At 58.8% G+C, this 7,234-nt stretch carries 5 protein-coding genes and 4 pseudogenes; 2 read left to right on the top strand and 7 right to left on the bottom strand.

Features of this window, described 5'->3' with window-relative positions; translation table 11 throughout:
* Positions 1-111: 111 nt before the first annotated feature.
* Positions 112-324: pseudogene (locus HWY30_RS40110) on the top strand (CcdB family protein); the annotation flags it as partial.
* A gap of 341 nt (positions 325-665) precedes the next feature.
* Here HWY30_RS40110 and HWY30_RS40115 read toward each other — a convergent pair.
* Positions 666-875 (bottom strand): annotated as a pseudogene (locus tag HWY30_RS40115) (helix-turn-helix domain-containing protein); the annotation flags it as partial.
* Positions 876-1,070: 195 nt separating this feature from the next.
* A pseudogene (locus tag HWY30_RS40120) lies at positions 1,071-1,502 on the bottom strand (ISNCY family transposase); the annotation flags it as partial.
* Between HWY30_RS40120 and HWY30_RS40125 the strand changes: the two are divergent.
* Positions 1,502-1,972 (top strand): annotated as a pseudogene (locus HWY30_RS40125) (IS66 family transposase); the annotation flags it as partial. The pseudogenes HWY30_RS40120 and HWY30_RS40125 sit on opposite strands and share 1 nt — an antisense overlap.
* Before the next feature lie 375 nt (positions 1,973-2,347).
* On the opposite strand, the gene HWY30_RS40130 reads toward HWY30_RS40125, so the two are convergent.
* From HWY30_RS40130 to HWY30_RS40150, 5 genes are all read right to left on the bottom strand, one after another.
* Positions 2,348-3,505, bottom strand: coding sequence for an aminotransferase-like domain-containing protein (locus HWY30_RS40130; RefSeq protein WP_090811932.1), 1,158 nt, complete (start codon positions 3,503-3,505; stop codon positions 2,348-2,350).
* Positions 3,506-3,523: 18 nt separating this feature from the next.
* Complete coding sequence (locus HWY30_RS40135) at positions 3,524-5,107, bottom strand: class I tRNA ligase family protein (protein ID WP_090811387.1); 1,584 nt, start codon at positions 5,105-5,107, stop codon at positions 3,524-3,526.
* A gap of 1 nt (position 5,108) precedes the next feature.
* On the bottom strand, positions 5,109-5,483 hold the full coding sequence (locus tag HWY30_RS40140; RefSeq protein WP_244145205.1) for a cupin domain-containing protein: 375 nt from the start codon (positions 5,481-5,483) through the stop codon (positions 5,109-5,111).
* Positions 5,461-6,240 (bottom strand): phytanoyl-CoA dioxygenase family protein, encoded by a 780-nt coding sequence (locus HWY30_RS40145; RefSeq protein ID WP_090811383.1) that lies wholly within the window; start codon positions 6,238-6,240, stop codon positions 5,461-5,463. Before HWY30_RS40145 ends, HWY30_RS40140 begins: the two co-directional genes overlap by 23 nt.
* Before the next feature lie 40 nt (positions 6,241-6,280).
* Positions 6,281-7,234, bottom strand: a 954-nt coding sequence (locus tag HWY30_RS40150; RefSeq protein ID WP_176079042.1) for an MFS transporter, incomplete at its 5' end; no start/stop codon positions are given.

Below are 7,234 nucleotides of genomic sequence, written 5' to 3' on the forward strand. Positions count from 1 at the left end.
CCTGCTTGGACTAAGGCTCATGCAACGATGGCTCTCCTCCTGTACGACAATAGGGCGCGCAATTAGTTATGTGACACAGTAGTACTAACAGGATGCGGAAATACCCGCGTCGTCGTACCGCTGATTCAGGCTGATGCTTTTCCGCCCGGGAAGCTCCCGGCGGACTTCACGCCATCATTCGATATCGGCGGCATCCGGTGCATCCTGCATCCGGCGTTTGTCGCGGCCGTGCCCTTAAGCGAACTGGGGCCGAAGACCGGTTCGCTTGTCGAACACCGTGACCGGATCACGGCCGCGCTGGATCGCCTCCTGGGCGCTTACTGATTATTCTGGACGGTAGACACGCCGGGGCAGGACATTCCCGCTATCTCAGGCGGGCATACCAGAGTCGCCGAGCTGCGCCGTCTAGCTTGTCGAGAAGTGTGGCAGCGTGCGAGCACGGTATTTATGCAACGGGCTGTTGCACAAATTCCCAAAGGCGAAAGGCTTGCGCGCGCATGTACGCAGTATTTGAGGCCGCCGGGCGAGAACCCGCGCATGTTGGGAAACACTGCCTCGAGATCGCGCGCGAGCCGCTCGACGGCACTGGCACCCTCTCAGCCAGGTTCCTTCTGCAGGTCGAGGATGTCCCGTCTGATCTCCCTGTACAGTGTGACCAGCTCACCGTTTGCGCTGGCCATGGCGCGCCGACCTGACACGAGTCCTTGCGGTCCGTGTTCACGCAGCCGGCCGACAAGACGACGGATTTGCCGCGTCGTCAGCCCAAGTCGCTTCGTAGCCCGCCACGGTCTGAGCACGCCATCGGCGACATCCTGAATCACTTTGTACCTGTCCAGTTCGCGCATCGTCATCGTGATCCGTTCGGTCGCAGCCATCCGCAGCCTCCAGCGCCGAGGTACCGGCCGCTGGTCAGCTTACGCGCCACGGAAGCGGACATTTGAACTTGGCCAGAATCGGACATTACTAAATAGCCGTAACATCAATCACAAAATTTGTCGTGGCCAGATTGCAATGTCGGGGTTCCAGCAAGATACAGATGTCGGGGTTGAGGGTCGGTTTTGGGTGGTGGGTTAGGGTCGTTTTGCAGTCCTTTTATCTCTCTCTGGAGGGGTTTTTAGCACCGAGCCTCCCGGGTTCTGGTGTGTCCCCATGACTGCCGCATTCCAGTCCTCGAGCGTGACTTCGCGCTGCTTCCTCGTGCCAGGCAGCCGCGCCTTCGTACGCACGGGTTCACCGCGGTTCGTGCGTGACGGTGAGCCGGATATCCGGCGGTTGTCGCGCTGCGCCTGCAGTGCCTGGGCTACCTTCAGCGCATGACCAAGACGCTTGTGCTCCACCACCGCGCCCTGGTCGATCTCGGCAAGCTTGTCGTACTGGACACAGGGCAGCGCGACACCATCGGCGCGGATCTCGAGGCGTCCGTCCGGATACTCCCACACGTCGATATAGCGGTGAATCAGCCTGCGGTTGGCCGGCGTATCGTCAAGCAGCCAGATCACGCGACAGCAGGACGAAGACCGGCCGGCTCTGGGTGTATGTGCGCGATGATCGGCCCAGTGGCTCCGTCGAAGCTCCGGCGGTCTGGTTTGCCTATACACCCGATCGTCGCGGCGAACATCCGCAGCGGCATCTTGCCAACTTCAAGGGCGTGCTACAGGCAGACGCGTTCGCGGGCTATGCGGAGCTGTACGTGGGCGGTCAGATTCAGGAGGCAGCATGCATGGCGCACGCACGTCGAAAGCTGCACGATCTGCACGCTGTCCGGCCATCGTCGATCACCGGCGAAGCACTAAAGCGTATTGGCGCACTCTATCGCATCGAAGAGCAAAGCCGCTCGAAGAGCGACGGCGCATCCGCCAGGCACACGCCGTTGCGCTGCTTGATGACATGAAGCGGTGGGTTCGAGGCGACGCTTCTCACACTCTCAGCGAAATCGGACACCACCAAAGCGATCCAGTACTCGTTGAATCGCGATACCGCTGGATGCAGAGATAGCCTATCAGCACGACGGCGATCGACACGATCAGCAGTTTTCTCACTTGCTCTCCTGTTTCGATTTTGGTCGGAATCCCATACCGTTTACATCGGGTAGGTCTTGATGTTGATATCGGCTGCAGAGCGATGACGTGCTGATCGTACAGAACGCACAGGAATTGACTGGTTCCGAGACACGCGCGAAGGGGGTGTCTGCCTATATAACGGACGAATCCTGAGCGAAATTAGTGACCTAGCGCCATGCTGAAAAGCGTTCGTCGACTTGTTTGCGGTAGAGGGCGGCGCAGTGGATGTCTTCGCTCGGCCTACGCTTGTACATCTCGCACCGACTATCCGTAGTACTTGGCATTCTCTAGCCACGCCGCTTAAAGCGCGTCGATGTCAGAAGGCTCGCATGCGCATCGTCTATCTGAGCCAAGCCGCGCTCGATCAAACGCGGCTGGAGATAACTGAAGCTTAAGCGTACACGGGCTGCACCGCTCGGTCCATGGTGCTTTCCTTCGACGAGTTTCACATTGTGCTTCCGGCGCACCTCGCCGACCAATTCGGCGGAATCGACGCCTTCGGCAAGCGAGACCCAGAACGAAAATCCACCACTCGGAATCTCGTAATCCGGTTCGCAGAATCGGCAGGCCTGTAACAGCCTATGCATTGCGTCGCGCTTGCTCCGGTAGTGCGTCCTTAGGTGTTCGACGTGAGCGTCCAAAGACGACGACTGCAATAAGGCGAGCGCCATATTGCTGACAATGGGACTCACACCTCCATCGCATTTCAGGTGGGCTAGGCGGTCGACAATTTCCGGCTCGGCCAGCACCCAGCCTACGCGAAGCCCGGGGCCTGAGATTTTGGAGAAGCTATGCACATTGATGATGTTACCGCCCGCCTGCAGAATCTCGGGTGACGCGCCATCATAGGGCAACTCGCTATAAACCAGGTCCTGCACCAGCCGCACGCCGTTGCGGGACAGTAGAGCCTCCACCTCGACCATATGCCGGTGTGCAAAGTATCGTCCAGTCGGATTGTGGAACGCCGGAGTGGTGTAGTACAACCTGGCTCGCCCCTTTGCGTGCAGCAATGCTTGTTCGAGCAGATCGAGGTCGACACCCGAGGAATCCGCACCTACTTGAACCACCGTCGCGCCCGCAATAGAGAAAATGCGCAATGCCCCGAGATAGGACGGGTCCTCGGTCAGCACGACGTCTCCTGGGTCGATAAAAGCATCGGCGAGCAGTTGCAGGGCTTGTGAAGCGCCGTTCGTCAGAATGACATTGCCACGCGCCATCCGGTACCTTTGGCCAAGCTGTCCGCGCAGTTCGGGAAGGCCATAGGCGTCGGTGTACTGCGGTAGGTCGGAGATGCTGACGCCCGTCTCGACGGTAAGCGGGTCCGGCCATTGCAGGCGGGCGAACGTCAAAGGATCGGGAAGCCCATAGGCGAAGTTGACTGTGTCCTTGCCTGAGGTGTAGTCGAATACCCCATAACTGAGCGAAGTGCGACTGCGCATCGACATGACTGGCTCCATCGTTGGTTACGCGGCATCGACGGCGCGCTGGAAGCGCGATTGATATTGGCGGATGAACGAGTCGGCAATCGGCATTCCGAACGGCGGAAATTCGGCCGTCGCTCGGGGAGGCGTAGCCAATAGCGTGGCGTTTGCGCCGAGTGCCGGTGTCCAATACTCGCCAAAGAACACGTTTCCATAGCGTGCGGCCAGCACTGGCATCACGGGATGGAGCATGCTCAGAAAGACGGATACGTGCACCGGCCGCCACGTTTCCGGGCTCGTGCCGAAGCCCGTCGCGACGAAGTATTCGTCAATCAGATCGAGGGCGTTCCAGAAGCGTACCTGGTCCATCGCGGTGATATAACGTTGGACTATGTCGTCGTGCGCCGGCGTAAGACCGCTTCCATCGACATTCGCCGAGTGCAGTGAATCGCGGCGGAGGGCGCTTTCCCACGCAAGGATGTGCGAAGCCGACCGGATCAGTTCGCCGATCTGGAAATCGTTATTGTTGGTGCCGAACGGCTTGGCAATCCGAGCGAGCGCATAGCGCAACACACTCGGGTCGACCTGCCGGGATACTTCATCTGCCCAGAGTGCATGGTCGCGGCTAGTCGAGAATTTCTCGCCCTCCAATTTATAGAAGTCCTGGATCGAATGATTTGCCGGAAGCGGGTAGCCGCGCGCAAGCAGGCTGCCAGTCACGCCGATGGTGTAGTAGAAGCGGTTATCTTGGCCCATGAAAAACAGGAGGCGTGTATCGGGGTCGCGCATCACGGTGTCGTAGTCGACCTCGTCGCGCGCGCACTGCAGGCGGATCCCCGTCTCGAAACACCAAAGCCCTTCGAACCACGTCATCAACGTTTGCCCCGCAATCTTCGCGGGTGCTTCAAGTGTCACACCCCGGTCGAAAATGCGCGACATAGGCAGCGGCCGCAATTCGTCACGCAACCATGCACGCGCTTTACGCTGGATCGTTTGATCCCATTCACTCCCCTTGATCGCATCGTCAAGCATGGCTGCCATGCGAGGGACGTCGAAAACCGCCTGTTCGATGGGGCGAAGCGATAGCGGTTTGCCGCACGACGTGTGGCTTGGCGTTCGCAACTTCGAGTGCTGTTGCGCCAAACCGCAGTTTTCGCACAAGTTGCTGTCGGTGGACGCATCGCACGCGGGGCAGAGGCCGACGGCAAGCGAATCGGCTACGAACTCGTCACAGTTTTCGCAGTAGAGTTGATGGCCATCACGCACATCAATGTAGCCTGCAGCTTCCAGCTCGCGAAAGATGTTCAGACTGTTCTGCTTGTGCGTAGCGTCCGTTGTTCTGATGAAGACATCGGGCTCGATGTGCATTGCCCGCAAGCAATCCATTATCTCGTCGATATGCAACTGCGCGACTTCGTCAATCGGACGACCGAGCTTGCGCGCCTTCACTACCGTATAGGTGCCATGCTCGTCCGCACCTGTGACATGGTAGGCGCGGTGACCTCTCATGCGTTGAAAGCGAACGAAAAGATCGGTGAGCAGATAGACCCCGCCAATATGGCCGAGATGCAGCTTGCCGTTCGGGCAGGGCGGTGCGGGGCAAACGAAAAAAGTGCGTGTGGTCACGTTAGTCCCACCATATCGATAGAAATTTCAGGCTCGCTGCCGGATCGGCATTGCGAATCGCGTGCTCCTGATTCGGCTCGATATAGAGCAGCGTTGAATCTGCGACTGGCCGCGCCTGACCATTCACCTCGAAGACTCCCTTGCCTGAAATGAGTACCCACAGTTCATGCTCGGAATGGGAGTGCAGATTGACAGCGCCCGCCGGCACGACCTCAACAATCGACGTGCCGAACGCTGTTGTCAGGCCAGCGGGCAGATGTTCGAGCAGCCGGCAAACAAGAACGCCGTATTCCGGCCGCATCATGGATGGGTCAATCTGCTTTGTGTACACGCACATCCTCCGCTGAATTACATTAGGTGCGATAGAAAATGCCATTTGGCGGCTTCAGATCGTGGATATCCGATTCCTTTCCTTCGGGTGGGTTGTAGGCACGCTTCAGTTTGTTGTATTCCGTACGCGTGGGGCCACCAGTCGAGGCGCGCTGGAACACCAGATAGAGCACGCGGCGCGAACGGTTACTTTTGTTGGGCTGCGAATAGTGCGGCGCGTAGTCGTCGAAGACGAAGATGTCGCCGGCCTTCCAGGGCACGGGTTCCCACTTGAACGTCTCGGCCACTTCCGGATGAATCACGCCGCCGGCGTCCATCGGGAACACACCTTTCTGATGGTTGCCCGGACTGAAGAACAGGCCGCCGTTGTCCGGATCGGAATCGTCGATGCCGATGGCGACCACGGCATGAACCATGCGTTCGGGAATGTTGTGCGGGATGTGATAGATGTCCTGATGCGGACGGTAGCCGCCGCTGTCCGGGTACTTGAAGATGAGCAGTTCCTTGAGCATGCGGGTATCTTCATCGAGAAGCGATTCGACAGCCGTCTGGATGCGCTTGTCGGCCAGCAACAGGTCGCGCAGCTCGTTGTTGAAGTCTAAAAAGTTCTCTACCTTTGAAACGATCCTGCGGTCGTCCTCGGTCTTCTCGAACCACATCATCCATTTGTTGTCGCTGATTTCCCAGCGCGAAACATCGTTGACCAGAGCAGAAATTTTTTCGCGGGTGACCGGATCGAAAAAGCCCTCTACTTTTAGATATCCATCTTCGTGCCACTTGGATTTTTGCGTTTCATTCAGCATACGAACCACCTCGTTAAAGAACGGAGTTTTCAAGGAGAAGTCAGGCGGCGAAATGCGCCTTCATTCGCATGACGCCGAGTAGCACGACATTGGCGAGTGCGGCGCCTAGCAGGACGACGAGCATTGCATCGGCGCCAAAAACGTGAATCAGAACGCCACATAGGGAAGGGCATCCGAACAGACCGATGAAATAGGCAAGCGTAAAGATTTGCGAAGTCACCGGCACCGATACGCCGTGGTCTCCGGCGAGGTTCACGGCCATGCCGTTCAGGGTCGAGTAGCTCAGTCCGTAGCCCGTGGCGAACAGCGCGGTAGCGACGATATAAAGCGTCGTGCTGCCGTGGTTCAACAGGAACAGTACGAGCGAGGCGCCGGTCAGCAAAAACAATGCGTGCGCCAGTCGCGCGGGCTTGATGCGTCCCATGGTTCTCGCGAGCGACAAGCGCAGTGCCACGCTGATTATCGTGAACGTTAGGAAGAACAGGTCTGGCCTGAGGTTACGCGAGACGGCATAGGGTGTCTGGTAAGTCGCCAGCCCGGCGAAGACACAGGCTGCCAGTGCGATCATTGCGATCAGCACTGCTGTTCGTGCCCTGAGCAGGGCCAACGTGTCGGTCGCGGTAATGGCCACGCGCGTCATCGGCAAACAGGACCTATCCCTCATCGCCTCGCCGGCGATCTTGACGCAGACTGCCGCCACCGCGCATGCCGCAGCGAACAGAAGGTAGGCCAGCGCGATCGAGCCGGTATGTTGGGCGATCAGGCGGCTCAAAGGCGCCGCCATGCCCAGGCCGGCCATTTGCGTGCCGGAGACGAAGGTCAGGTACTGGATACGCGCGTTGGGGCACAGATGATGGATGATTTGCAGCGGCGCGAGTATGAAGAACACGGACCACCCGGCGCCCAACAGCAAACCGCCTGCATAGACCGCACGAATGTCCATTGGCGCAGCGGCGAAGCAGAGCATGCTGCCTGCCATGACGAGCGAGGCCAG

This window comes from Paraburkholderia tuberum STM678 (assembly GCF_902833905.1).
GTDB classification, from domain to species: Bacteria; Pseudomonadota; Gammaproteobacteria; order Burkholderiales; family Burkholderiaceae; genus Paraburkholderia; species Paraburkholderia tuberum.

Coding starts and splice junctions, on each gene's coding strand:
- HWY30_RS40140 (WP_244145205.1), bottom strand. CDS start 5,483: ATGGCATTTTCTATCGCACCTAATGTAATTCAGCGGAGGATGTGCGTG.
- HWY30_RS40130 (WP_090811932.1), bottom strand. CDS start 3,505: ATGTCGATGCGCAGTCGCACTTCGCTCAGTTATGGGGTATTCGACTAC.
- HWY30_RS40145 (WP_090811383.1), bottom strand. CDS start 6,240: ATGCTGAATGAAACGCAAAAATCCAAGTGGCACGAAGATGGATATCTA.